The 26010-nt window shown below is 65.2% G+C and carries 19 protein-coding genes; 10 read left to right on the plus strand and 9 right to left on the minus strand.

Annotated elements, in window-relative coordinates:
- Window positions 1-62: 62 nt before the first annotated feature.
- Window positions 63-1115, plus strand: a complete 1053-nt coding sequence (locus tag GGD66_RS13785; protein ID WP_183258102.1) for a LysM peptidoglycan-binding domain-containing protein — start codon at window positions 63-65, stop codon at window positions 1113-1115.
- A gap of 247 nt (window positions 1116-1362) precedes the next feature.
- Window positions 1363-2613 (plus strand): Spy/CpxP family protein refolding chaperone, encoded by a 1251-nt coding sequence (locus GGD66_RS13790; RefSeq protein ID WP_246788899.1) that lies wholly within the window; start codon window positions 1363-1365, stop codon window positions 2611-2613.
- Here the strand turns inward: GGD66_RS13790 and GGD66_RS41475 are convergent, their stop codons facing one another.
- The 3 genes from GGD66_RS41475 to GGD66_RS13805 all read right to left on the minus strand — a co-directional run bounded on the left by GGD66_RS41475 (window position 2614) and on the right by GGD66_RS13805 (window position 9174).
- Window positions 2614-2982 carry a hypothetical protein gene (locus tag GGD66_RS41475; protein WP_246788885.1) on the minus strand — a complete coding sequence of 123 codons (369 nt, stop codon included), beginning with the start codon at window positions 2980-2982 and terminating at the stop codon, window positions 2614-2616.
- A 1425-nt stretch (window positions 2983-4407) separates the two neighbouring features.
- On the minus strand, window positions 4408-6855 hold the full coding sequence (locus tag GGD66_RS13800) for an adenylate/guanylate cyclase domain-containing protein (protein WP_183258104.1): 2448 nt from the start codon (window positions 6853-6855) through the stop codon (window positions 4408-4410).
- 252 nt (window positions 6856-7107) lie between these two features.
- Complete coding sequence (locus GGD66_RS13805) at window positions 7108-9174, minus strand: AsmA family protein (RefSeq protein ID WP_183258105.1); 2067 nt, start codon at window positions 9172-9174, stop codon at window positions 7108-7110.
- Window positions 9175-9419: 245 nt separating this feature from the next.
- Here GGD66_RS13805 and GGD66_RS13810 point away from each other — a divergent pair, with 245 nt between their 5' ends.
- The gene (locus GGD66_RS13810) at window positions 9420-10094 is read left to right on the plus strand and encodes a Crp/Fnr family transcriptional regulator (protein ID WP_018321583.1); all 675 of its coding nucleotides are present in this window, start codon (window positions 9420-9422) and stop codon (window positions 10092-10094) included.
- 139 nt (window positions 10095-10233) lie between these two features.
- Here the strand turns inward: GGD66_RS13810 and GGD66_RS13815 are convergent, their stop codons facing one another.
- The 4 genes from GGD66_RS13815 to GGD66_RS13830 form a co-directional block, all read right to left on the minus strand.
- A complete protein-coding gene (locus GGD66_RS13815; RefSeq protein ID WP_018321582.1) occupies window positions 10234-13368 on the minus strand; it encodes an efflux RND transporter permease subunit in 3135 nt (1044 codons plus the stop codon).
- Window positions 13368-14297, minus strand: a complete 930-nt coding sequence (locus GGD66_RS13820) for an efflux RND transporter periplasmic adaptor subunit (RefSeq protein ID WP_018321581.1) — start codon at window positions 14295-14297, stop codon at window positions 13368-13370. Before GGD66_RS13820 ends, GGD66_RS13815 begins: the two co-directional genes overlap by 1 nt.
- A gap of 158 nt (window positions 14298-14455) precedes the next feature.
- On the minus strand, window positions 14456-15127 hold the full coding sequence (locus tag GGD66_RS13825) for an OmpA family protein (RefSeq protein ID WP_183237786.1): 672 nt from the start codon (window positions 15125-15127) through the stop codon (window positions 14456-14458).
- Window positions 15128-15285: 158 nt separating this feature from the next.
- The gene (locus GGD66_RS13830; RefSeq protein ID WP_183258106.1) at window positions 15286-16827 is read right to left on the minus strand and encodes a caspase family protein; all 1542 of its coding nucleotides are present in this window, start codon (window positions 16825-16827) and stop codon (window positions 15286-15288) included.
- A 378-nt stretch (window positions 16828-17205) separates the two neighbouring features.
- Between GGD66_RS13830 and GGD66_RS13835 the strand changes: the two genes are divergently transcribed.
- Window positions 17206-18012, plus strand: coding sequence for an N-acyl homoserine lactonase family protein (locus GGD66_RS13835; protein WP_038973092.1), 807 nt, complete (start codon window positions 17206-17208; stop codon window positions 18010-18012).
- 355 nt (window positions 18013-18367) lie between these two features.
- Window positions 18368-18706 (plus strand): hypothetical protein, encoded by a 339-nt coding sequence (locus GGD66_RS13840; RefSeq protein ID WP_183258107.1) that lies wholly within the window; start codon window positions 18368-18370, stop codon window positions 18704-18706.
- 111 nt (window positions 18707-18817) lie between these two features.
- Here GGD66_RS13840 and GGD66_RS13845 read toward each other — a convergent pair whose 3' ends face one another.
- Entirely contained in the window at window positions 18818-19537 is a 720-nt protein-coding gene (locus GGD66_RS13845) for a class I SAM-dependent methyltransferase (RefSeq protein WP_183258108.1), read from the minus strand.
- A gap of 90 nt (window positions 19538-19627) precedes the next feature.
- Complete coding sequence (locus tag GGD66_RS13850) at window positions 19628-20170, minus strand: MarR family winged helix-turn-helix transcriptional regulator (protein ID WP_183258109.1); 543 nt, start codon at window positions 20168-20170, stop codon at window positions 19628-19630.
- Between the two features lie 110 nt (window positions 20171-20280).
- Here GGD66_RS13850 and GGD66_RS13855 point away from each other — a divergent pair, with 110 nt between their 5' ends.
- The 5 genes from GGD66_RS13855 (at window position 20281) to fahA (ending at window position 25948) form a co-directional block, all read left to right on the plus strand.
- Window positions 20281-21897, plus strand: a complete 1617-nt coding sequence (locus tag GGD66_RS13855) for an FAD-dependent oxidoreductase (RefSeq protein WP_183258110.1) — start codon at window positions 20281-20283, stop codon at window positions 21895-21897.
- A gap of 8 nt (window positions 21898-21905) precedes the next feature.
- Complete coding sequence (locus GGD66_RS13860; RefSeq protein ID WP_183258111.1) at window positions 21906-22136, plus strand: DUF2783 domain-containing protein; 231 nt, start codon at window positions 21906-21908, stop codon at window positions 22134-22136.
- A 28-nt stretch (window positions 22137-22164) separates the two neighbouring features.
- Window positions 22165-23121 (plus strand): MBL fold metallo-hydrolase, encoded by a 957-nt coding sequence (locus GGD66_RS13865; RefSeq protein WP_183258112.1) that lies wholly within the window; start codon window positions 22165-22167, stop codon window positions 23119-23121.
- A 2-nt stretch (window positions 23122-23123) separates the two neighbouring features.
- Window positions 23124-24470 (plus strand): homogentisate 1,2-dioxygenase, encoded by a 1347-nt coding sequence (hmgA, locus tag GGD66_RS13870; protein WP_183258113.1) that lies wholly within the window; start codon window positions 23124-23126, stop codon window positions 24468-24470.
- 206 nt (window positions 24471-24676) lie between these two features.
- The gene (gene fahA, locus GGD66_RS13875; RefSeq protein WP_183258114.1) at window positions 24677-25948 is read left to right on the plus strand and encodes a fumarylacetoacetase; all 1272 of its coding nucleotides are present in this window, start codon (window positions 24677-24679) and stop codon (window positions 25946-25948) included.
- The last annotated feature ends 62 nt before the right edge of the window (window positions 25949-26010 follow it).

Consider the following 26010-nt stretch of genomic DNA (forward strand, 5'->3'; position numbering starts at 1 on the left):
GCCGCAGCCAATTCGGCGCACCTTGCCCCCTCGGCTGATTTGCCATCCAAGGTTCTTTTCCGATGATGACCGCATCCAAGGCCTTCATTGCTCTTTGCCTGCTCGCCCTGGTGGGCACCGTGCTGGTGATCGGCCCGACCGAGCTGCGCCGCCTGCTGCCGGACGGGACCAAGACCGTCGTCGCAGCCACGCCCAAGGTCGAGGTCGAACCCAAGGTCGAGGCCAAGGCCGAACTCAAGCCGGCCCCGAAACCGGAAGAACCCAAACCGGAACAGCCAAAGCTTGCCGCCGCCACGCCGCCTGCGCCCGCGCCAGCCCCCGAGCCGAAGGCGGCCGGGCTGGCCGAGACCCAGAAGCAGGTCACGGCCGCGCTCGCCGATCTTGCACCGGTCAAGCCGTCGCCGGCGGTCGCCGACACCGGCCCCCGTTTCGACGTCGCCCGCGTCGACGATCACGGCGAGGCCGCGGTGATCGCGGGCCAGGCCGCGCCGGGGGCAACGGTCGAGCTGCTGCGCGACGGCAAGCCGCTCGATACGGTGACTGCCGACGCCTCGGGCCAGTTCGTGATGACCCCGCCGCAGCTTCCCGCCGGTTCCTATGAATTGACGCTCCGCGCCAGGGCGCCGGATGGCACGGTCACGCAGTCCAGCCGGACCATGCCGGTGACCATCGCCGAGGTGGCGCCGCCGCCCGCGCGTCCGGCACCGGTCGCAAGGCAAGACGTGCGGCAAGATTCGAAGCAAGCCGAGAAGCCCGACGACAAATCGGATGTCGTGGCATCCCTGCCGTCGGCCTCGCCGCACCTCGCCTCGGCATCCGACAGGCCCGCGGTCCGGCCGAGGCTGGGCGGCGCGCCGAAGCCCCGGGTCATGGCGAGGGCGCCGGCGGCGACGACCGTTGCATCTGCATCGCCGGCGGACACCCTCAGCGTTGCGCCGGCAGAGACAGGCAGCCGGGTGATCTCCCGCGGCGACAGCCTGTGGGCACTCAGCCGCCTCGCCTATGGCGACGGCGCCCGCTACGCCGTGATCTTCAAGGCCAACCGCGACAAGATCCACAATCCCAATCTGATCTATCCCGGCCAGACGTTTGTGATGCCGCAAAAGGCGGAGTGAGGGGCGGTCTTGCTCTTCCTCTCCCGCTTGCGGGAGAGGAAGCCGAGCGCCGATCCTGCACCACAGGCAATTGCCCAGCCTGAGAGATCAACCGCGACGCTTTGCCCTGTATCCCCAAGGAACATTTGGTTCCCCGGCGCGTCATCTCGATGCGACGCAGTGCGCGCTTGGCTGGGAGGAGGCCGAATTGGTCAGGTCAGCGGTCGTGTCAGGACGCGTGGGACTGGCGCTGGCGGGCGCGACTATCATGATTGCGGCCCTGCTGCTGCCCGGTAAGGCTGAAGCGCAGTTCGGATTGCGTGGCGGCCCGTTTGGTGTCGCCCGTTTCGCCGTCGGCCACATGATCGGCATGTCGCGGCTGCGCCATTCCCGCATGGCAGTTCGGGGCGGCCGATACCGCTCCGCCGCGTTGAGATCACAAGATCCGCGCGGGGCCGAGCGCGGCCAGCCAGCCAACCCTTACGTCCTGCGCGCGGCGCTCACCGCGCAAGCGGCGCTGTCGGGCTGGCAGGGCGGTCGCCGCCCGCAGGGCTGGTGGCGCCATCCCGACGGCAGCTACGGCTGGGTCGGGCCGGTGTTCTGGCCGTTCGCGCATGACGACCTCACCAATGCCGTGGTGTTCGGCGATGCGACCAGCCTCTCGCTCTACGGCTATGGCGACATCTACGCCGCGCTCTTCGCGCCCTATGCGGCGACCGAGCTAGCCGCCTACACCGCACCGCAAGGCCGGCGCGGACGACGCGTCCCAACCGCGGAAACCCTGTGCGAGGCCAGCGACACCGGCGGCCTGCCGGTCGACCGCATCGCTGCCGCCCTGCAGCCGAACGAATTGCAGCGCGTGGCGCTCGACGAGCTCGCATCCGCCTGGACCAATGCGCGCGACACTATTCGTGCAGCCTGCCCGGCGCAGGCACCTGCCACGGCGGCGGAGCGCCTCGGCCTGATGCGCGAGCGGCTCGAGGCCATGATCAAGGCAACTGATGCGATCGCGCCGCCGCTGGCGAAGTTTACCAGGTCGCTCGATGATGATCAGAAGGCCCGGCTCAACGCTCTCGGCAATGAGCGCCGTGCCGCGCTCGCGGCCATGCAGCGCAAAGATACGAGCAAGGATACGAGCAAGGATGCGCAGGCCTCAAACGCCTGCGACCCCGACAGCGATCCGCGCTATGACGAGAAGCTGCAGCGGCAGTACGAGCAGCTCGTGCAGCAGCAATGGCCCGCGGGCGACATTGCCACCACGCTCCGCCTCGACGAGACCGCCCGCGCCCGCTTCGAGGTGCTGCAGGACACCACGCTGCGCACGATGCAGACGCTGAGCGCTTGCCCGGCGGAAGCCGCTGCGACTCCGCAGGCGCGCCTCACCGCCGCAAAGGCGCGGCTGGAGACGATGCTGCAAGCCGTGAACGGCGTCACCGATGCGCTCGACGATTTCGAGGCCGACTTGAGCGACGAGCAGAAGGCCGGCTTCGAGGCGATCGGGCCGAAGCGGGGGGCGTGATCAGTCGCACGCCCAGTCGAACTTCATGTCTTTGAAGTCGAGCTGCGCGTTGCCACTGCCGAAATTGTAGCCGCCGAAATATTCCTCGAACTCGATGTAGAACGGGCTCATCTCCGGCACCGCCTGGCACGGCCGCATGGTGCCGCCGAGATGGTTGCGGGCGTGGTCCTTGCACCAATCGTGCAGGCGGTAATTGTCGGCGGTCGGGACGCCGCCCTCAAAGTAGTAGTAGGACTGATAGCCGGTCGGCGGGTCGCGCGGAATGTGCGGGTCCTGCGGAGCCTTGCCGGCGTTGGGATCGGTTGCGCGCGGTGTCAGCGCGATCGCGAGGTTCGCGGCCAGTTCGGCACGCGGCGGGCCGGCGAACATCTTTTGCGCGAAGGGCGCGGCCGTCTCGAAGAAAGCGCTGGCGCCGCCGATCGGTCATGCGCGACAGCCGCGGATGCGAGGTGCGCGCCTGCACGGCCTCGCGGATTTCAGGGTCATCGGGCGCGCCGCCGTCATTGTGATCGGGCGCGGTGGCAAAGAATGACACTGCGACGATGTCCTCGCCATGCACGCGGTAATCCTCCGGCAGCAGCAAGGTGAAGCCGTGCATCAGCGGATAGCCGGTGACGGGATCGAGCGGCCATTGCTCGCTGCTGATGCCCGGCGGCAGGCCAAAGACCCAGCCGTGGTCACGCGCGCGATCGGCGGGACGGTCCAGCATCTGCAGATCATAAGCACGCGAAGGCAAGGCAAGCGCCACAAGTGGTCTCCATTGGAATCGCCTCGCCGTTGAGGCGAGGGTTAGTCGCGGGGAGAAGGGATATGGTTCGGGGGAAGGGGATTGTCGGCACCGCCGTCGCCCCACGCTCCGCTGTCGTGCCGGCGAACGCCGGGACGACCCCGGGGAGTCCACTGTCCCCACAGCGCCCGTCATCGAGCGGATCGACGTCGCTCGATGAGGATCGCCGACCGTGGCCGGCTTGCGCTTCGTCGTCAGCATGGGTCACCTGTAGCTGTGGTCGTCCAGATAGAGGTCGGTCGCCTCGACTGTCTCTCATAACCCATTGATCCGACAACCCCCGTCTACTGTGCATGGGGTTGTTTGCTCGGTATCCGAATTTGTCATTCGAATAATCCAAAATTCGCTTTACTGGAAAAACGAAACACCCTATGCTCCCTTCCAACTCATCCCATGGTAAGGGACGGATCGCGATCGTCAGGGTTCGTGGGGTGAGGGGCGGTGGACGCGGGCGGCGTTGGCGCCAGATGCGGTCGCAGGGCGGGGTGTCCCCGTGAGCGATCAGCGGGCGCGTGTACGACGGTGCTGCTCGCGTACGGCAAAATCGTGTGGTCGTGACGCCCGAATATCCGGCGTCAAGTCTTGCAGCGGTGCGCTGGTCCGACCGGACCTGCGCATCCCATGAAAGATGCAAGGCGACGGTGGCAAAGGGATCGTCTCACCGGCGAGAGCGCGACATAAGCCGTTTCAACCACTGCGCAGGGAAGGCCGGGCATTCGGCCGCACCTGTTTCTCCCCTGTGAGCGACTATCACGCACTCATGCACAGGGGTCTTGCGGGTGCCAGCCGGTGCCCGGTCTTCCCTGCGCCCTTCCATTTTGAAGGGTGCCGTGACCCAAGCAAAACCCGGGCGCAATGTGCCGCGGGATCGCGGAATACTGTCGGTGAGCGATACAAGGGCCTGTAGCCCGGATGGAGCGAAGCGCAATCCGGGACTGCCGTCGCTTGTGGCACGACCCCGGATTTCGCTTCGCTCCATCCGGGCTACACCAGCGCCAACGCCAGCTTTACCCCCTTCGTCGCACCGCTGAGGCATCCACCACGTTCTCGACTTCCTCACGCCAGTTCAAGATCTCCATCGCGAGCACGGGATGATTGAAACCCTTGAGCTGGAGATCGTCGAGGGCGCGCGCTTCGACCCAGGGCTCGACGATGCCGTAGACGCGGCGGCTTACCACGATCTGGTTGGGCTTGGCTTCGCCGCAGAGGCGCGAGGCGAGGTTGGTGACGCTGCCAATCGCGGCATATTCCAGCCGCTGCTCGAAGCCGACCTGGCCGAGCGTGGCATAGCCGACCGCGATGCCGATGCCGAAGCCGAGGCTGTGCCCGCGGTTGCGCCAGCGCTCGGTCAGCGGGCCGATGGTGTCGCGCATCTCCACTGCCATCTTCACGGCGCGCTTGGTGTGGTCCTCGAACTGGATCGGCGCGTTGAACAGGATCATCACGCCGTCGCCGGCATATTTGTCGAGCGTGCCCTCGTACTTGAAGATCAGCTTGCCGAGCGCGGCGTGATATTCGCGCAGCACGTTCATCGCCTCTTCCGGCTCGGTCGCCTCCGTGAATGCGGTGAAGCCGCGCAAATCGCAGAACACCACGGTCACCTCGCGGCGCTGGCTGGTAAGCAGCCCTTCCGGGCTGTCGGAGGAGGCGATCAGCTGCGCCACCTGCGGCGCCAGGAAACGCTCGAGCTTGCGGATGCGCTCGATCTCGCCGAGCTGGGTCTTGACGCGCTCCTCCAGCGACTTGTTCCAGTTCTTCAGTTGCTCGGTCTGCTCGCGCAGCTTGTCGGCCTGGGCGCGCACGGTCTCGTTGGCCGTCTCCAGGGCGTGGCTCTTGTGGTCGACCTCGGTGAACAGCCGCGCATTGCGCATCGCCAGCACGGCCTGGTTGGCGAAGGTGCGCATCAGGCCGATGATGCTGGCGGCGAACTCGCCGCTCGCGCGGCGCAGCACCACCAGCGAGCCGAGCGTGCCCTGCTGGTCGACCAGCGGCACCACCAGCACCGAGTGGAAGCCGGCCGCGATGGCGACCTCGCGCAGCGGCTGCTCGGCGGCGGCGCCGAGTTCGGCAATCGCGATCGGCTCGCCGCTTTCGGCGGCATCGCTCAGGATGTTCTCGCCTTCGTCGATGGTGACATGGGCGCCGTCGGCGGATTTGTCGATGCCGTTGGCCTCGACCAGGTTGAAGCGGCGCGTCTCGGCATCGAAGCCGTAGATCAGCACCGCATCGGCATGGGTGATCTCGATCGCGCGCGCGGCGATCGTCGGCAGCACGGCGTTGAGATCGAGCGAGGAGGCGACGGCGCGGCCGACCTCCTCCAGCACCTTCAGCTCGTTGATCGACTGCGCCAGATCGCGCGTGCGCTCCTCGACCTTGGTCTCCAGGTCCGAATAGGTCTCCTGGATCTGGCCGGCCATGCGGTTGAACTGACCGGCAAGATCTTCCAGCTCGTCCGAGGTGCGCACTTCGATGCGGTGATTGAAATCGCCCTCGCCGAGCCTGTAGGCGCCGTCGCGCAGCGCCGTGATCGGGATGATCATGCGGCGGGCGAGCAGCGTGCCGGCGAGGATCGCGACCATGAGGCCCATGCCGATCAAGAGCGCGATGCGCACCAGCTGGTCGCGGATCGGCGTCAGGGCCTGCGTGGTCGGCTGCTCGAACAGCACGCTCCAGCCGAGTTTCGGCACCGTGCTCGCCGCGCTCATCACCGCATGGCCGTTGAAGTCGGTGCCCGAACTGTCGCCCTCATGGCCAGGCGCGATCGCGGCCGCCACCTGCGGCAGCTTCGACAAATCCTTGCCGACATCGGGCCCCTTCGACGACGTCGCCAGCACGCGGCCGCGGGGATCGACGACATAGGCAAAGGCGGCCTTGCCGACCTGCGCGTCGGACAGGAAGTCGGAGAGAAAGCTGAGGTCGATCTCGGCCACGGTGACGCCGGCATTGAAGCCGGAATGCGCCACCGAGATCGACATGAATGGCGTCCGGTCGGCGAACCAGGCCGGCGCATAGCTGACGCCGCGGGCGACGGTGTCGGTGAAGCGCATGTCGCGGGACAGGTCGGCATTGCTGCCGGTGGTGGTCGACTGGCGCGAGACGCGCAGCACCTCGCGGCCCTCGCCGTTGAGCTGGAACAGCTGGTTGACGACCGAGACCTGGTGCAGCAGCGATGCGTAGTCGGCACGGCGCTTTTCGAGGGTGTCCTGGCTCGCCCGCGTCACCCAGCTGATCTGGCGATCGAGCTCCGAGATCGACTGCTCGATCCGCCGGGCGGCGGCCTGCGCCTTGTCCTCCAGCCCGTCGGTCAGCTGGGTCTTGGTGGCGCGGTAGGAGATCCAGGTCTCCATCGCGCCGTTGACGGCGAGCACGAACACGACGAGGCCGACGAGGGAGACGACGTATTTGGCGAACAGGCCCTCGCGCAGAAACCGTGTCTTGTCGTTCGCTCCTGCCATCCCGATCCTCTCGCGCCGCCATCGACGCCGGCGCTCACGGGCCATGCAGGCCCTTCCCGGCCGTTCTATCACAATTTGGGCCAAAGGACCGCCGCGCGGGCCGGGGACCGGCCGGCGTGGTTACTCCCTGTGGACGCGGGGGCCGGCGAAAAGGCCGGTGAGTTGCCGCAGCCTCATCCGTTCGGAGGAAGCCGGTAGCGGGGAAGCTGATGTAAGGGGATTGCCGTGGAGCTAAGCCCGCCCGTCCGCCAATCACCGGTTAAAGAGTTGCCGCAGCACGTCGTTCATTGGCTGACTGTCTTGCTGTGCGACCGGCGGGTCCTCCAGGGCCGGAGCCGCGGGCGAGGCCTGCGGCGCGGGCGTGGACGGCGTTGCCGGCAGGCTCCGGCTGCGGCCACTGCCCGGCGCGGCACCAGTGCTGCTTCCCGCGCCGCTGGACAGCCCCTGCTGAATCAAATTGCCGATCGCCTCCCCCAGTGGGCCGCCGAGCAGATTGTTCTGGCCCGGCTGCTGGGCTTGCGGATTGGCGTTGCCGGCCGCATTGCCGCCGGGCGCAGTCGTGCCGCCGAGACCAAGGCTGCCCAGAATGTTGCCGAGCCCGGCGCCATCGGGACCGAACAGGCCCTTGCCCATCTCGCGCAGCTTGGCATAGGCGGCGTCGGGATTGTCCAGCATGCCGGCCATGTCGGGGTAGATCTTGGGCTGCGACCAGCTGCCCTGGATCATCACGGGAATGCCGAAGCCAACAGGCTCATTGGCGCGGCCCTGACCTTCGGTCGTCATCACCAGCTTCGGCTCGACGCGAAAACCCATCATCTTGGTGTCGAGCGCGATGGTGCCCGCGCCGGTGACGCGCACCAGCGGTCCGATCAGGTTGAGATCGGTCGTCACCGCCTGGCCCTTGTCGATGCGGAACGACGCCGAAAGCTGCGACAGGTCGGTGCTTTGCTCCTGGCCGGCATTCTGGTTGTCCTGCCAGCCGGACAGCGTGCCCGATGTCAGCGAGCGGATCATCTGCGCGACATTGATGCCGCGGATGGCGCCGTCCTGGAAATTGACGAAGGCCGTGCCCTGCATGTTCGCCATCAGCGCGCGCTGGCTGGTGCCCGCGCTGCGAAGAGCGAGCTTGGCCTGCAGCTTGCCGTCGATGCGGTCGAATTCGGCGAGGCCCTGAAGCAGCGGCAGCGCACGCACGCCGACGAGATCGGAATGCATGGCAAAACTCGGCGCGCCGGTGGTTGCATCGAGGATCACCTCACCGGAGACCTGGCCGCCATAGGCGCCGAGATTGGCGGTCCCCGCCTTCAGCACGCCGCCGGCGAGCTTCGCATCGAGCGCCAGAGGCGCGATGCGGGCATCACCGATCACGGCTTCGTTCGCGGAGATCCGCACTTGCGCATCGACATAATTGAGCCCGGAGACGTCGATCGGCGCATTGCTCCAGGGCTGCCCGGCGGCGCCCTCCGGCGATTTCGCCAGCGGAATCGCCAGCCGCTGGAAGTCGAGGTCGAGCTTGACCAGCGGCTTGCTGGCAATGTCGACCGAAGCCCAGCCGTTGAATGTGCCATCGCCGAGCCGGCCATTCACGCCGTTGATCATCACGACGTCGCCGTTCATTCGCATTTCGGCATGACCGCTGAGCTGAGACTTCAATACGTCGGGCATGTCGATGGCGAAATCCACCGGGATCGTCGGCCGGTCGGCCGGCGGCGCCGGCGTGGTCGCCTTGATGTCGAACTTGGTCGGGTGGTCGCCGACGCGCGCGGTGCCAGTGACATTGACCTTGCGGTCGCGGCCGATGGTCGCGTCGGCGTTGATGGCACTGATGCGGCCCTCGACGCGGTCGCGCACGCGCGAGAATGCGACTTCGCCGTCGGTGATCTTGACGCGGTCGATGGTCGCGCCATCCGCGTCGAGCGCGAGTGGCGGCCTCGACGAGCCTCCCGCATTCGGCAGGCGCTCCCGCAGCAGCGGCTGGTAAAGCACCGGATGGGTGACGATCAGCTCGCGGATCTCAGGGCGGCCCGACCACACGCTGGAGAGCGACATGTCGGCCTGCACGCTGTCGATCGTCAGGCGCGTGATGCCGCTGCGATCCCGGGGATCGGCAAGCGAGAGGTCGTTCAGGGTGACGTTCAGCGTCGGCCACAGGCTGATCTTGGTGGTGCCGTCGATCGACAGACGATAGCCGGTCGCGCTCTCGACGCGCGAGGCGATCGTCGAGGTCAGGAAGCCCGAGGGGATTCCGACCACCAGCAGGAGTGCGATCACGATGATGACGGCGGCCAATGCCGCGCCGGCGAATTTTACTGCTCTCATCTCGACTTTCCACTGACGGACAATCGGCGTCGAATCCCGCCGGTTATCCATCCTTCGCGGCCGAGTTTATCCCCGGACGGGAAGCGGCTCCAAGCGCGTAAAAATAGTCAGGGGATGCTGCAAAGTTATGTGACTTATGACACACTTCCCCGGCGCGGTTTTACGCGATCCTGATGGTGATGGTTTCAAGCGATTTGCCAAGCGTCTGACAAGATGACTGACCAGGACTTCACAAGGACATTGAAATGAGCAAGCAGGCCGAATTTGCGGTCATTTTGAAGATGAACGCGATGTTCGCGGATCTCGGTGCAGACGAGCTCCAGCGGCTGTCCAATCTCTGTCACACCCAGCATCTGGGGAATGGCGAGGTGCTGTTCCAGAAGGGCGATCCCGGCAACGCGCTGTTCGGCGTGCGCCGCGGCCAGGTCCGCATCGAGACAGGTGCCTCCGACGGCAGCCGGCTCACGCTCAATTTCATGGGCCCCGGCGACCTGTTCGGCGAAGTCGCGGTGCTGGACGGCCAGAATCGGACCGCGGATGCGACCGCGGGCGAGGCCAGCGAATTGTTCGTGCTGCGGCGCGAAGATTTCCTCAGCTTCCTCGAGCGCGAGCCGAAGGTCGCGATCAAGATCATCGCATTGCTGTGCCAGCGCATCCGCTGGCAGAGCGAGCGCATGGAGGAATCGATGCTGCAGCCGCTGCCGGTGCGCCTCGCACGGCGGCTCTGCGCGCTGGCCGCCGATTTCGGTTCCGAGGTGCACATCTCGCAGGAGCAGCTCGGCGTCTTCGTCGGCGCCGCCCGCGAGAGCGTCAACCGCCAGCTCCAGGCCTGGCGCAAGGAAGCGATCCTCGATCTTCAGCGTGGCCGCATCTTGCTGCGGAACATGACCAAGCTGACCGCGATCGCGCGGAACGAGTAGGGCTCAGCCGCACAGCCCGCGAATGCAGGGCTTGCCGGTGCAGACCCAGGGCCGAGCGTGATCCGCATGAAAGCTATTGGGGTAACACAGCGCCTTGAAGGCGCCCTGCGTTAACGCGCCCGGCTACTCGCCCGAAATCTTACTCCGCAGCACGGTGGGCGACGTCTTTCGGTGCCGGCGCCGCGCCGTGATGACTGTCCGTCTCGGCGTCCTCGCTGTGCACGATCAGCCGCTTGGCGAAGCGCCAGATCAGGGCGCCAAAATCGTCCATCACCATGAACATCGCGGGCACGAACACCAGCGACAGGATGGTGGAGAAGATCAGGCCGCCGATCACCGCGAGCGCCATCGGCGAGCGGAACTCGCCGCCGGCGCCGACCGCGAGCGCGCTCGGCATCATGCCCGCGGCCATCGCGATCGTGGTCATCACGATCGGCCGGGCGCGCTTCATGCCGGCGTCGATCATCGCCTCTTCGCGCGGCTTGCCGGCGTGAATGGCTTCGATCGCGAATTCCACCAGCATGATCGCGTTCTTGGTGACGATGCCCATCAGCATCAGAATGCCGATCCACACCGGTGTGGTCAGCTGCTTGCCGGTGAGGAGCAGGGCCGCGATCGCGCCGCCGATCGAGAGCGGCAGCGAGAACAGGATGGTGATCGGCTGCAGGAAGGTGCCGAACAGCAGCACCAGCACGGCGTAGACCATCATCAGGCCCGCCGTGATCGCGGTGGCGAAGCCGTCGGACAGTTCGTTGAGGCTTTCGGCGTCGCCGGAGGGAGAGACCTTCACGCCCTTCGGCCGGCTCTTCATCACCGGCAGATCGTAGATCTTCTTGGTGGCGTCGCCGAGTGCGGCGGAGCCGACGAGGTCGGCGGCGACCGTCGCCTGCCGCTCGCGATCGTAGCGGTTGATGCTGGTCGGACCCTGGTCGAGCTTGACGTCGGCGATGACCGAGAGCGGCACGCCGCCCTTCTCGCCGTGCTCGCCGAGCGGCACGCGCAACTGTTCCAGCGTCTTCAGATTGCCGCGCGCGGCATCCTCGAGCTGCACGCGGATCGGCACCAGACGGTCGCCGACGTCGAACTTGGCGAGCGCGGGTCCGACGTCGCCGATGGTGGCGACGCGGATGGTCTGCGACAGGCTTTCGGTCGAGACGCCGAGCCGCGCCGCGAGATCGGCGCGCGGTTCGACGCGCAGCTCGGGCCGCTCCAGCGTGGTTTCCGAGATCACGTTGGAGATGGTCGGAATCCGCTTCATCTGCGTCGCGAGCTCGCTCGCGAAATTGTTGACGATGTTGGCGTCGACACCGGTCACGACCAGCGAGATGGCGCGCAGACCGTTCTCGTCGAGGAACCAGAAGCGGATGTCCGGGATGTTCTCCAGCTCCTGGCTGATCGAGAATTCGAGCTCGCGCTGGGTGATGTCGCGGGCATCCTTGGGCGTGTAGTTGATGATCAGCGCGGCGCGCCGGACTTCCTGGGTGCCCGGCGGGACGCGCCCGCCGTCGACGAAGATGCTCTTCACCTCGGGCCGCTTGCGCAGGCGCGCGACGATGTCCTCGGTGACCTTTTCGGTATAGGCAAGCTGGGTGCCCGGCGGCAGCTCGAGCGCCAGCAGTGAGCGCGAACTGTCCTGCGCCGGCAGAAAACCCTGCGGCAACAGTGTAATGCTCCAGATCGAGGCGGCGAAGATGCCGAAGCCGACCAGCACCGTGATGAAATAGTGTTTTACCGACCAGGCCACGATCCGGTGATAGGCCCGCAGCACGCGGCCGGGCGGCGGTTCTTCGTGAGTGCCGGGCTTGAGGAAGTAGGCGGCGAGCACCGGCGTGACGAAGCGCGCGGCGAGCAGCGAGAAGAACACCTGCACCGAGACGGTGATGCCGAACTGCTTGAAGAACTGTCCGGCGATGCCCGACATGAAGCTCGCCGGTGCGAAGATCGCGATGATGGTCAGCGAGATCGCGATCACCGCGAGGCCGATCTCGTCGGCGGCTTCGAGGGCGGCACGATAGGGCGACTTGCCCATGTTCATGTGCCTGACGATGTTCTCGATCTCGACGATGGCGTCGTCGACCAGAATACCCGTCGACAGCGTGATGGCGAGGAAGCTGACGAGGTTCAGCGAGAAGCCGAGCAGGTCCATCGCCCAGAAGGCCGGGAAGATCGACAAGGGCAGCGAGATCGCGGCGATGATGGTGGCGCGCAGGTCGCGCAGGAACAAGAGCACGATGACGACGGCGAGGATGGCGCCTTCGAACAGGGTCGAGATCGCCGCGTGGTAATTGCCGTTGGTATATTCGACCGAGGTGTCGATCACCTTCAGGTCGACGTCGGGATAGGCGGCTTTGAGTACGTCGATGCGCTTCTGCACGGCCTCGGCCACCTTGACGTCGCTGGCGCCCTTGGAGCGCTTGATGCCGAGCGCGACGATCGGCTCGCCGTTGAAGCGGGCGAAGGTGCGGCGGTCCGCGATGGTGTCGGTGACGGTGCCGAGGTCGTCGAGCCGGACCTCGCCGCCGCCGAACAGCGGGATCATGGTGCCGGCAAGGTCGCTCAGCGTCTTGGCGCCGGCGAGCGTGCGGATCGCCTGGTCGTTCTTGCCGATCTCGGCGCGGCCGCCGGCGACGTCGACATTGGTGCCGCGCAGGCTCTGGCTGACATTGACCGCGGTCAGACCCATTGCCTGCAAACGGTCCGGGTCGAGCGAAACCAGGATTTCGCGCTCGACACCGCCGATGCGCTCGACCTGGGCGACGCCGCGGACACCTTGCAGCGCGCGCTTGACCACGTCGTCGACGAAGTAAGAGAGTTGCTCCGGCGTCTTGCCGGGCGAGATCGCGGCATAGGTGACGATCGGCAGGCCGATCACGTCGACGCGCTGGATCAGCGGCTCGGTGACGTTCTGCGGCAGGTTCGACCGCACACGCGTCACCGCGTCCTTGACGTCGTTGAGCGCGCGGTCGGTGTTGGTCTCTAGCGCGAACTGGATGGTGGTGACCGACACACCGTCGGTGATCTGTGAGGTAATGTGCCGCACGCCCTCGACGCCGGAGACGGCGTCTTCGACCGTCTTGGTCACCTGCGATTCGAGTTCGGCGGGCGCCGCGCCGAACTGCGAGACCACGACCGAGATCACGGGAATGTCGGCCGAAGGCAGCCGCGTCACCGCGAGCTTGGTGAAAGACACCCAGCCGAGGATCAGAAGAATGATCGAGAAGACGACCGACGGCAGCGGATTCCGGATCGACCAAGCCGAGATATTGAGAGCCATCAGCGTACCCGCGTGCGATCGAGTTCATCGGCGAACATGGTCTTGATCTGGTCGCCGTCATGGAGCGAAGAGCCGGCGTCGGCCACGACGATTTCGCCGACGTCGAGGCCCTCCAGAATTTCCGTCGCGTTGTCGGACGAGAGCCCGACCCGCACCTTGCGCGTCTCGATGATGTTGCCCTTGACGACCTGAATGGTGAGATGGTCGATCGCGGTCTTGGGGATCGAGACGCCGCAGCTTCGCTTGGCGTCGATCGAGGCGCGGGCGAACACGCCGACCTTCAGCGACGGATTGTTGGTGACGCTGATGCGGACGCGGCCGAGCTGCGTGGCGCGGTCGATCTCGGGCGCAACCAGCCGGACCCGGCCGATCAGATCGGGCGCGTCATCGCGGCTGATGCGCACGGTGGCGCCGGAGTTGAGCTTGGGCATGTGCACCGCCGGGACCTGAGCATCGAGCTCGATCTCGTTGTTCACGGCGATGCGGAACATCGGGCCGGCCTGCGGGGAAGCGGGCGCGCCGACGATGGTGCGGACCTCGGTGATGAGGCCCGGCGCAGGTGATTTCAGCGAGATCGGACCTTGCGGACCGGGTCTCTGCGGCTGGCCCGGGATCTGCGGCGGCGCGGTCAGGCGCGCCAGCTCCTGGTTATCGGCAACGACGGTGCCCTCGGTGACGAAGAGATCGGTGACCTTGGATCCCTCCTGGTCGGCGATGACCACGGCCTCGCGGCGCGGCACGAAGAAGCCGGTCACCCGTACAAGGTCGGAGAAGCAGGCATTGGTCGACTTCGTGACGATGACGAGCGCCTCGCTCTGCGTCTCCTTCGGCTCGGCGCGCTTCCGATGCTCGAACAGGTAGTAGCCGACGCCGAGCGCGACGACGAACATCACGGTTCCGGCAGGCTTGAGATATTCGGAGAGGTTCATCGCCGGATCATCCTGGCCTGGCTCACGGCCATCCGCGCGAGGCCCATCAAGAGCATTTCCCTGAAACAAAGCGGCGTCCCGCAAGGCTGCGGGACGCGCTCTGGAAGCGAGACTTTACACCACATCACGACTTGTCACTTCAGAGGATTTTGTCGTGCTCACTTCGATGCGGTGGTCTTGTTTTCCATGTTGACGACCTGCACGCGGCGATTGGCCTCGGCCATCGGCTGGCTCGGATTCTTCAGCTTGCTCTTGCCGTAGCCGACGGTGACGAGGTCGGTGGCGGAGATGCTGTACTTGTCGACGAGGTAGCGCTTGATCGCATCCGCGCGGCGTTCCGACAGGTCCTGGTTGTAGGTTTCGCCCCCGGCGGCATCGGTGTGGCCGGCCACCACGAAGGTGGAGCCCTTCAGGTCGGGACTGGTCAGCGCGCGACCGAGCGCCTGCACGGATGGCATCGACTTGGCGCTGATATTGGCGGAGTTGTAGTCGAACGTGATTTCGAGATCGATGTTCGGCTTGTCCTTGGCGACCGATGCGATTTCCTCGCGCTCGGTCGAGGACAGCGAACGCGTCGAGCGGCCGCGCACCGACTGGATCAGCTTGCTCTCGGCGGCGTTCGGCGCGGGATCGGCCTGGGGGGCGAGCGAGAGGCCGCGGGTCAGGGGCTTCTTGGCCGGCGGCGCCAGCGCGCGGACGATGTCGTCCTCGGTAACGTTCTTGCTGTTGCCGTCATCGCCGGCGAAGGCCGGCGAGGCCGGCAGCGACAGCGCAGCGCCAAGAGTGATGATGGACAGGATCGCGGTAAGTCCCTTTGCAGCCGATTTCATAGCCAGTCCCTCCTGCGCAGCGAGCTCGCGCGGTTCGAAAATTCCTGCCAAAGTTCCTGCAATGAGCCCCCCGGGGAAGGCCGCCTGCGGCATCCGTTCGTTAGTCTTCCCTGGGCCCCCAAGGTTCGAGGCGCCGCCTGCCTCAATTCAAAAAAATCCTAGCGCACTCCGTAGCTTGCGAACTCCTGAACGATGTTCGGATCCATCGCTTTGGCATTGGCGATATCAAGCGCGCCTTCCTGGGCGGAGCCATTGCGCTGCTTGGCGAGGCCGCGCCCATAAAGCGAGGAGGTCAGACGCGGGTTGATCCTCAGGGCCGCATCGAAATCGGCGATGGCATTCTTGACCGCGCCCGATTTGAGGTTGACGAGCCCGCGGCTGTCCAACGCGTCGACGAAGTTCGGCCGCAGCCGCAGCGCCTCGTTGCAATCCTTCAGCGCGCCCTGGAGGTCGCCGACCACGGTGCGGGTCCAGCAGCGGTTGTTCAGCGCCTCGACATCCTTGGTGTTGATCCGGAGCGTGTCGTCGAAATCCTTGATGGCGAGGTTGTAGGCGCCCTTGCTGGCATAGACCTGGCCGCGCCGGTACAGCGCGTTCACGTCATCAGGATTGGCGGCAATCTTGGAGGTCAGGCTCTTGATCGTGGGATCGTCGGCCAGCGCGGCGGCGCTCGGCCCGCTGTCGGTGCTCGGTGCCGGAGCGGGATCAATCGGTTTGACCGGCGGTGGCGGCGGGGGCAGGGCGGCCTCGACCTGCGGCTTCGGCGTGGGGGCCGGCGCCGGCGCAGGAGGTGGAGAAGCAGGCGCGGGTGCTGCCGCGGTGTCGGCCGGCTTCGGCGGCGGAGGCGGTGTCGGCGCCGCGGGCGGTGCCGGCGGCGGGTTGTTGGCGACCACCGGCGGCGGCGCGGGAGGCGCAGGCGGCGCGCTAGGCGCCGGACGCGATCCGCCGGCTCCCGGGCTAAACGAGAAATCTTCGGCCAATGAAGAGGATATCCAAGGCACCTGCTCGCCGCGCGAAGCCCGGGTGACTCCCATCTTGGTCCGGTTCAGCGTCTCCTCGGCCATCAGGTCGGGGACCCGGATTTCCTTCAGGAGCTCCTGGACGAACAGGCTGTGCTCGCCGCCGGCGTCGGAGACCACCGAGGCCAGCGCCGCCGAATACATCACCAGCGTTCCGTTCGGCGCGATCACCGGGGTCAGGCCGGCCGAGAAGCTGCGGAACCGGCGCTCGAACGGATTGCGCCTGCTAGCGTCGACCAGCGCGATCTTGACGCCCGCGCCGCGGGTGTTGAGCTCGCCGAGGACGGTCTCGAGGCTGAAACCGTCGCGGCGCACGTCGGATTCGGTCCAGATCTGCGCATCGATCGGCAGCATGTAGCTCTGGCGCGCCGACTGGATGCCGAAGCCGCTGAAGAACACCAGCGCCACCGATCCCGGCTTGATCTTGCCGTAGAGCTTGTCGAAGGCGCGGCGCATGCCGTCGCCGGTCAGATTCTCGCCGATCTCGACCGAAAAGCCGTCGCGCTTGAGCTCGTCGGCGACGTCACGGGCATCGTTGATCGGTTCCTTCAGCGGGGCATCCGCATCCGGATATTTGGCGTTGCCGATGACCAGCGCAAAGCGGTCACCGGCCGCAAGCGATGGGGCAGTCGGGACGAGCGAGACGAGCAAGGGCAGAAGAAGAAAGAAGCGAATTTTCATAATCAGCGCGGTCCAGCCAAAAAGGCGCCGTTCCCAGCTTGCGCCGCGGCGACCTTAACTTACGCTTCCTGCATTATCAAACCGGGGACGGGGGGCGTCAACTGCTTGGAGATTCGGCGTTATCGCGACGATTGACCGCAACGCCTGGGTGCGCCGCAGAACGGATAAACAGGCTGTCATGTTTGTGCTCGACGCGATCCGGCTCGATCTTACCGGCGGACGTTAGGACCTCCATGGCGCCGAAAATGTGATTGGTCTCACATTGAAAGGCCTGCCGCCGTGATGCGGCGCGGCGTTTGACCTTTGCAGCGGAGAATGGCTTGGTGCGCAGGATCGTGCCGAAGATCCACTCAGAAAAGCAAAGCAAAAGCAAAAACCATGGGAAACGCCTACGAGATTTACGCCCTGCGCTATGCGACGATGTCGCCGCGCACCCCCAGCATGAACTTCCTTCAGCCCGATCCGCATGACAGCGCGGCGCAGGACCTCGACTATTTCGTCTGGCTGATCCGCGGGGGCGGCCGCGACATCCTGGTCGACACCGGCTTCAATGCCGAGGAGGCGAGCGCGCGGGCGCGCAAGCTGACGCTCAATCCGGTCGATGCGCTGGAGCGCTTTGGCGTCGCGGCGTCAAGCATTCGCGACGTCATCGTGACGCATCTGCATTACGACCACGCCGGCAATCTCGATCGCTTCCAGAATGCGCGCTTCCACCTCCAGGAGCGCGAGATGGCCTACGCGACCGGGCGCTGCATGTGCAACGGACTGCTGCGACATCCGTTCTCGGTCGAGCACGTCACGCAGATGGTGCGCCACGTCTACGGCGAGCGTGTCACGTTTTATTCCGGCGACGGCGAGGTCGCGCCCGGCGTCACCGTGCATCGTGTCGGCGGCCATTCGGACGGGCTGCAGGTGGTCAGGGTCGAGACCGCGCGCGGGCCGGTGGTGCTGGCGTCCGATGCCGCGCATTACTACGCCAATCTGCAGCGCAAGAGCCCGTTCCCGATCGTCTACAATGTCGGCGACATGGCGGTAGGTTGGGAGACCATCGAGCGCCTCGCCGGCCACCCTGATCGATTCATCCCCGGCCACGATCCGATCGTGACCGAGATCTACCCGCGCGCCAGCGACAAGGTCGATGCCTGGGCACTGCACCTGCCGCCGACAAGGTCGTTTGCGAAATAGCAACCGAGGCTCGTCGGACAAGCGCGCCCAAAGCGCGCGTAGATTCGGGACCCATAATCCCAGGGAAGAGCTTGGCGCGAAATAGCAACCGCGAGCCGTTGTGATTGCGGCGTCCTGTGCAGCAATGAGAGGTGTGCGCTCGCTCTCCCACAAGCGGGGGAGGTGAACGGGCCGCGGCGATCAATTCAACCTATGGCCATTCCGCTTTAGGGCGGGTGCTTATAAACCTTAGATGTCGGCTTCCGAAGGCCGGGCGGGCACACGGCCCCACCTGCGGACGTCGCCTTGTGACTCGTTGTGGACTTTGGGAGATCCATACTAGAGAGTCTATGGTCGTGGACTCCGGGAGCAGAGTTTGAAGAACATTCAGATCATAGATCGCGCGGTGAATGCGACGTTCAGCTTGTTTGAAGCGACCGATGACGAGTTCGCTGCTATCTTTCCCGGCGCGGACCAAGACATAGAGTTGATTGAGGACTTTACCGAACGCGTAGGGGAAGAGCAGGCTTTACGAATAATGCTGCCCGTATGGGAGCGCCCCATTTTGAAGCGCGATGCGCAAGGTATCCACGGGACGCTCTACTACGAGTACGCGGACCGGAGGCAATATCTTCCGGCATCTAAGAGAGAGGTCGACTGGCCCGATTCTTACGTTAATCTCGCGCAGCGTAGGCTTTTTGCCAGCAGACGTTAAGCGTCTGCAATTGGCCCCTAGCCGAAGCGCGATAATCCCGGCTTAATGCCGGTTATCTTGGGTAGGGCCCGTTAACCCATCTACGCGCCGGGACGGGCGGCAGATATGGTTTCAACGAGTGCCGGCAGGATCCACACAAGCAACGATATCGCGGGGAGATTTTCGAGCCGCTAGCTCCGGGGGAGAGAATATCGCCAGGTATCCTCCGTCCCCTGCGAGCTTATATGTGGCGACCTCGCGATAGCCGACGGCAGTTAATTCGCAGCGCAAGAGCGCAATTGGCATGCCATGCTTCGACGTCGGAAGCTCAAGATCGACAATTCCGACCCGCGCACCCTGCTTCAAGGCGGGCGCGAGATTGTAGAGGAAGGCATAGGGTTGGGCTATCTCGTGATACATATGCGCAAGGATTACTGCATCCAGTGAAGAAGCGGGCAGACGCGGGTCGTGGGGTTCGCCGAGCGCGAATTGCACGTTCGTCAACTTCAGAAGTTTTGTTCGCCTAGCGAGTTCGACGAGGTAATCCCGCGTGACGTCCTGGGCAACGACAGAGCCGGCGGGTCCGACGAGGTGCGAGAGCCTGACCGTGTAGTAGCCACTGCCTGCTCCAATGTCACCGACTGTCACACCTGGTTTCAGTTCAAGAACGCGTGCGATTTGACCGGCCTCATTGAGGGCGTCGCGGCGCTCCTCGGAGGAGCGGCGCGGGCTGACGATTCGTGCGACAGGGCGCTGCGGTGAGGGAAACTCGTTTGCAGCGACTCCGGGGGGAGCCAGATAACCCATGTCAACGGCGTATGCGCGAGTTGCAGCAAAGGCCACAAGTAGCATCGCTATATTCGCCACTGCCGTCACGGGCCTACCAAGCTTTCTCAACCGGACTCCCAAAAGCCGACGTCTGCGCCTCCATGAGCACGCGTCCTAATACGCCTCTTTCGCGTCGGCCTCTTCGCTGGTCTGGATCAGATCGAGATTCGCTTCGATTTTGCCGAGCAGCACCGAGAGCTGCTTGCGCTCCTGCGCGGAGAGGCAGGCGAGGATTTCGTCTTCCCGCCGCAGCAGCTGCGGGAACAGCTCTTCGTAGAGCGCGCGGCCCTTCTTCGTCAGTTGCAGGCGGAATTCGCGGCGGTCGGCTTCGTTCTCGACCCGCTCGATCAGATCCTCGTTGAGCAGCGCAGTCACCGCGCGGCTGATGGTGGATTTGTGCGTGCGGGTGCATTGCGCGATGTATTGCGCGCTACAGGCATCGTTGCGGAACCCGAGCGTGGCGATCACGCGCCAGGCCGGAATGTCGAGACCATGCCGTTCCTGGTATTCGACCGCGAGCGCGGAACTGACTTCCGCTGCGAGCCGGTTGAGGCGGAACGGCACGAACTTGAATAGGTCGAGCCGTGCCTTTGGCCGCACGGAGGCCCCGTCGGCTTCGCGTGCCTTCAGTGCGATGTCGCTGGATGTCCTCGCCAAGGCGCGCGCTCCGAATTCCAGTTGACGGCCGGCTGGCTCCGGTCCAAAATAGTTGCACGTGAGACTATCTAGCAGATCAGGCCTCTCCTGACCAGAGCCGAGGTTCGAGTATGGCGCAGGCCACGACCTATCAGGCCAAAGCCCAGTTCGGCTATCGCCGCCACGCCGATCAGGACCGCGCCGGCCAAGGCCCGGCCGAGCATCCGGTCGTGGTTGTCGGCGCCGGCCCGGTCGGGCTTTCGCTCGCGATCGACCTTGCCCAGCGCGGCCAGCGCGTCGTCCTTCTGGACGATGCCGACCGCATCGGCGAAGGCTCGCGCGCGATCTGCTTCTCGAAGCGGTCGCTGGAATATTGGGACCGGCTCGGCGTCGGCGACCGCATGGTCGCCAAGGGCGTGGTGTGGAGCGTCGGCCGGATCTTCCACGGGGAGTCCCTGCTCTACCAGTTCAACCTCCTGCCCGAGGACGGCCACAAGCGGCCCGCCTTCATCAATCTCCAGCAATACTACGCCGAAGCCTATCTGGTCGATCGCATCAGCGATCTGCCCGAGATCGATCTGCGCTGGCGCAACAAGGTGACGGCGCTGGAGCAGCGCAACGATTCCGTCGCATTGACGATCGAAACCCCGGAGGGCGCCTATCGCCTGCACGCTCAATATGTGATCGCCTGCGACGGCGCGCGGTCTTCGCTGCGGCAGATGGTCGGCGCCGAGTTCGCGGGGCAGGTGTTCGAGGACCAGTTTCTGATCGCCGACGTCAAGATGACCGCGGAATTCCCGACCGAACGCTGGTTCTGGTTCGATCCGCCGTTCCACGCCGGCCGCTCCGCCTTGCTGCACCGGCAGCCCGACGACGTCTGGCGTATCGACCTCCAGCTCAATCGCTACGCCGATCCGGTGGTCGAGAAGAAGCCGGAGAACGTGCGGCCGCGGATCGCGCGCATGCTCGGCCACGACAAGTTCGAGTTCGAGTGGATCTCGCTGTACAAATTCCAGTGCCGGCGGATGGACCGCTTCATCCATGGCCGCGTGATTTTTGCCGGCGATTCCGCGCATCAGGTTTCGCCATTCGGTGCCCGCGGTGCGAACTCGGGACTCGAGGACGCGGAAAATCTGTCCTGGAAGCTCGACCGCGTGCTGCGCGGCACCTCGCCCGCCAGCCTGCTCGAGAGCTATCATGCCGAGCGCAGCCTGGCGGCCGACGAGAACATCCGCGAATCCACCCGCTCGACCGATTTCATGGCGCCGAATTCGCATCAGGAAGCGCGGCTGCGCAAGGCGGTGCTGTCGCTGGCCAAGGAGACCGAGTTCGGCAAGCGCATGGTCAATGGCGGACGGCTGTCGGTGCCGTGCAGCTACGACACGCCGTTGTCGTCGCCGGATGCAGATGTGTGGGGCGGCGGACCTTCTCCCGGCTGCTCCATGCTCGATGCGCCAATTGCCGAGCAGGCTTATCTGACGGACGCCTTCCGCAGGGGTGGAACGGACTTCACCCTGCTCTCGTTCAACAATGGCGCGGCGATCGATGTGCCCGATGGCATCAAGAATATTCGCATCGGTGGCGAGGGCGGACTTGCCGATCCCTCGGGCCTTGCCGCAAGGCGCTACGACGCCGCGCCTCATACGGCCTATCTGCTCAGGCCCGATGGCTATGTCGCCGCGCGCTTCCGCCATCCGACGCGCGCCGCGATCGCGGCGGCGTTGTCGCAGGCTCAAGGTCTCAATTGAGGTTTCGCATGCCGTTGTCTACCAGCTCCAACTTTGCGCGGCCGGACGATGCCTTTCGCGTCATCGTCGAGGCGCATCGCGGGTTCACGGAGGAGCAGAGCGCCGATTTCGACGCGGCACTGGTGCTGATCCTCGCCAACCATATCGGCGACATCGGTGTGCTGCGTGAGGCGATCGAGCTTGCCAAGCGCCGTATGATCGACGGCCAGCAGCAACAACAACAGCAGCAACAACAATAATAACCCAAAAGACTCAAAGGACGAATTGATGGCGAAGAACTTCGCATCCACCGGTGACCTCTCGGAAAAGAAAATCACCTTCTCCGAGATCGGCACCGATCTCTATGCCTTCACCGCCGAGGGTGATCCGAACACCGCCGTGATCGTCGGCGACGACGGTTGCCTGGTGTTCGACGCGCAGGCGACGCCGGCGATGGCGAACAAGGTGATCGAGCGCGTCCGCACCGTGACCGACAAGCCGATCAAGTACGTCGTGCTGTCGCACTATCACGCCGTGCGCGTGCTGGGGGCCTCCGCCTACAAGGCGCAAGGCATCGTCGCCTCGCAGGAGACCTATCGGCTGATCGAGGAGCGCGGCAAGCAGGATTGGGATTCCGAGTACGGCCGCTTCCCGCGGCTGTTCCAGGACGCCCAAAGCATCCCCGGCCTGACCTGGCCGACGCTGACCTTCGAAGGCGAGATGTCGATCTATCTCGGCAAGCGCGAGGTGCGGCTGATGCAGCTCGGGGCCGGCCACACCTCCGGCGATATCGTCGCCTGGGTGCCCGATGCCGAAGTGATGTTCTCCGGCGATCTCATCGAATATCACTCGGCCTGCTATTGCGGCGACGCGCATTTGCGCGAATGGCCGCTGACGCTGAACGAGATCCGCAACTTCAATCCCAAGGCGATCGCGCCGGGCCGCGGCGATGCGCTCAAGGGCACGGCCACGGTGCGCGAAGCCATCGCGATGACGCGCGATTTCGTCACCTCGCTCTATGGCGCGGCCGAAATCTCGGTGGCCAAGGGGCGCACGCTGAAGGAATCGATGGCGGCGACCCGCGAGGTGATGGATCCGAAATTCCACAGCTTCGCCATCTACGAGCACTGCCTGCCGTTCAACGTGTCGCGTGCCTATGACGAGGCATCCGGGATCGACGATCCCGTGATCTGGACCGACAAGCGCGACCAGGACATGTGGGCAGCCCTGCAAGGAGGAGGATAGTGATGAACATCAACACCTCGCCCGATCAGATCATCCGAAGCTCGGCGCAGGTGACGCCGGGCTACATGTCCGGCTTCGGCAACAGCTTCGAGACCGAAGCGCTGCCGGGCGCGCTGCCGATCGGGCGCAACTCGCCGCAGCGCTGCGCCTACGGGCTCTACGCCGAGCAATTGTCCGGCTCGCCCTTCACCGCGCCGCGCGGCACCAATGAGCGCTCCTGGCTCTATCGCATCCGCCCCTCGGTGAAGCATTCCGGCCGCTTCGAGAAAGCCGATGCCGGCCTGTGGCGTTCGGCGCCGTGCCATGAATACGATCTGCCGATCGCGCAGATGCGCTGGGACCCGACGCCGCTTCCGAAGGACGAGGTCACCTTCGTTCAGGGCGTGCAGACCATGACGACGGCGGGCGACGTGAACACGCAGGCCGGCATGGCCGCGCATGTCTACCTCATCACCAAATCGATGGTGGACCAGCATTTCTACAATGCCGACGGCGAGATGATGTTCGTGCTGCAGCAGGGCAATTTGCGCCTCGTCACCGAGTTCGGCCGCATCGACGCCGAGCCCGGCGAGATCGTCGTGATCCCGCGCGGCGTCAAGTTCCGCGTCGAGATTCCGAACGGGCCGGCGCGCGGCTATCTCTGCGAGAACTACGGCGGCGCCTTCACGCTGCCGGAGCGCGGGCCGATCGGCGCCAACTGCCTTGCCAACGCCCGTGACTTCCTCACCCCCGTCGCGCATTACGAGGACAAGGACACGCCGACCGAGCTCTACGTGAAATGGGGCGGCTCGCTGTTCAAGACCACTCTGCCGCATTCGCCGATCGATGTCGTCGCCTGGCACGGCAATTACGCGCCCTACAAATACGATCTGCGCACCTTCTCGCCGGTCGGCGCGATCGGCTTCGATCATCCCGATCCCTCGATCTTCACGGTTCTCACTTCGCCGTCGGAGACGGCGGGCACCGCGAATATCGACTTCGTGATCTTCCCCGAGCGCTGGATGGTCGCCGACAACACCTTCCGGCCGCCCTGGTACCACATGAACATCATGAGCGAGTTCATGGGCCTGATCTACGGCGTCTACGATGCCAAGCCGCAAGGTTTCGTCCCGGGCGGCATCTCCTTGCACAATTGCATGCTGCCGCACGGCCCCGATCGCGACGCCTTCGAGCATGCCAGCAACGGCGAGTTGAAGCCGGTGAAGCTGACGGGGACGATGGCCTTCATGTTCGAGACCCGCTACCCGCAGCGCGTCACCGCGCATGCGGCGAACTCCTCCACGCTGCAGGATGACTACGCGGATTGCTGGAAGGGACTCGAGAAGCGGTTCGATCCAAGCAAGCCGTAGCTTTCTACCCTCCCCTGGAGGGGAGGGTCGCTACGCATGCAGCGAAGCGGAATGCGTAGCGGGGTGGGTGACGGTCTCTCTGCGAGGAACGCTGCCTGTGTTGAGAGATCACCCCACCCCGTCCCATATTTCGCTGCGCTCAATATGAGCCGACCCTCCCCCTCCAGGGGAGGGGGACACCGTCACCGCTGCGCAACGGGAAACCCATGCCCCATCCCAACGACCCCAGCCTCCGCTCCTTCATCGACATCGATCCCGCCTCCGACTTCCCGATCCAGAACCTGCCCTACGGCGTGTTCTCGACGGGGGCCAATCCGACGCCGCGCGTCGGTGTCGCGATCGGCGATTACGTGCTCGATCTCTGGGAGCTCGAGCAGGAATCCCGCCTCGATGTCGGCCCGCTCGGGGCGTTCTCCGGGCCCTCGCTCAATCCCTTCATGACGCTGGGGCCAAAGGTCTGGGCCAAGACCCGGGCGCGGATCAGTGAGCTTCTGCGGGCCGATCATGCTGAGCTGCGTGACAATGGGGAACTGCGTAGCCGCGCGCTCGTGCCGATGCGCGATGCGAGACTGCACATGCCGTTCACCGTCTCCGGCTATACCGACTTCTATTCCTCGAAGGAGCACGCCACCAATGTCGGCGTGATGTTCCGCGGCAAGGACAATGCGCTGCAGCCAAACTGGCTGCATATGCCGATCGCCTATAACGGCCGCGCTTCGACTGTGGTGGTTTCAGGCACCAAGGTGAAGCGGCCGCGTGGGCAGCTGAAGCCGCCGAATGTCGAGGTGCCGAGCTTCGGGCCCTGCAAGCGGCTTGATTTCGAGCTGGAGATGGGCGTCGTGATCGGCCAATCCTCGCCGATGGGCGGCATGCTGAGCGAGCAACAAGCCGAAGAGATGATCTTCGGCTTCGTGCTGCTTAACGACTGGAGCGCGCGCGATATCCAGCAATGGGAATATGTGCCGCTCGGTCCGTTCCTGGCCAAAGCGTTCGCGACCTCGATCAGCCCGTGGGTGGTGACGCGCGAGGCGCTGGAGCCGTTCCGCCTGAATGGACCGGAGCAGCAGCCGGTGCCGCTCGATTATCTCAGGCAGGGCAGGCCGCAGAATTACGATGTCGAGCTCGACGTCTCCTTGCGCGCCGCCGGCGCCAACGCGCCCGCCAGCATCAGCCGCACCAATTTCAAGTACATGTATTGGTCCTCGGTGCAGCAGCTCATGCACCACGCTTCCTCCGGCTGCGCCATGAATGTCGGCGATCTCTTAGGGTCCGGCACCATCTCCGGTCCCGAGAAGAACCAGCGCGGCAGCTTGCTCGAGATCAGCTGGAACGGCACCGAGCCGGTTGAATTGCCCGGCGGCGCCAAGCGCTCCTTCCTGGAAGACGGCGACAGCCTCGTGATGCGCGGCTGGTGCCAGGGGAATGGCTATCGCGTCGGCTTCGGCGAGGTGGAGGGGACGATTTTGGCGGCGGAGTGATTGCGGCGCGCTCCGGTCTCGTAGGGTGGGCAAAGCGAAGCGTGCCCACCATATCGATAACG

Source organism: Bradyrhizobium sp. CIR48 (genome assembly GCF_014198315.1).
Lineage (GTDB): Bacteria > Pseudomonadota > Alphaproteobacteria > Rhizobiales > Xanthobacteraceae > Bradyrhizobium.